Genomic DNA, 962 nt, shown 5'->3' with positions numbered 1-962 from the left:
TGATCGCAGGCTTGTCGCCGGCCATCAGCATCGAGCAGAAGGCCACCAGCCACAACCCGCGTTCCACTGTCGGCACCGTCACCGAAATCCACGACTACCTGCGCCTGCTCTACGCCCGCGCCGGCACCCCGTTCTGCCCCGACCACCACCTGCCGCTGCGCGCCCAGAGCGTGAGCCAGATGGTCGATGCCGCCCTGGCCCTGCCAGAAGACACCAAGCTGATGATCCTCGCGCCCGTGGTGCGCGACCGCAAGGGCGAGTTCGCCGACCTGTTTGCCGACATGCAGGCCCAGGGCTACGTGCGCTTTCGCATCAACGGCGAGGTGGTCGAGGTCGCCGACCTCAAGCCGCTGACCAAGAACGAGAAGCACGACATCGACGTGGTGGTCGACCGCCTGAAGGTGCGCCCCGACATGCAGCAGCGCCTGGCCGAGAGCTTCGAGACCGCGCTGCGCCTGGCCGACGAACGTGCCATCGCGCTCGAAATGGACTCGGGCGAAGAGCACCTGTTCTCGGCGCGCTTCGCCTGCCCGGTGTGCAGCTACTCGCTGTCCGAACTCGAGCCGCGCCTGTTCTCGTTCAACTCGCCGGTGGGCGCCTGCCCGACCTGCGACGGCCTGGGCCACGTCATCGCGTTCGATCCGCAGCGCGTGGTGGCCTTTCCCTCACTGAGCCTGGCCAGTGGCGCCGTCAAGGGCTGGGATCGCCGCAACCCCTACACCCACAGCATGGTCGAGGCCGTCGGCAAGCACTACGACGTCGACATGGAGCAGCCCTTCGAAGAGCTGCCCGAACGCATCCAGCAGGTGATGCTGTACGGCTCGGGTGAAGAAGAGATCGAGTTCGTCTACGAGTCGGACGGGCCCTCGGGCAAGAAGCGCAAGGTCAAGCGAGAGCACGCCTTCGAAGGCATCATCCCCAATTTCGAGCGCCGCTTCAAAGAGACCGATTCGGCCGCCGTG

At 66.2% G+C, this 962-nt stretch carries 1 pseudogene; it reads left to right on the top strand.

Annotated features, from left to right (window positions below):
* Positions 1-962 (top strand): annotated as a pseudogene (locus B2W70_RS09295) (excinuclease ABC subunit UvrA); the annotation flags it as partial.

Source organism: Aquabacterium sp. UBA2148, from assembly GCF_002328915.1.
Lineage (GTDB): Bacteria > Pseudomonadota > Gammaproteobacteria > Burkholderiales > Burkholderiaceae_C > Aquabacterium > Aquabacterium parvum.
Note: the sequence above shows the minus strand (reverse complement) of the source record. Positions and strands in the feature narration are given on the sequence as shown.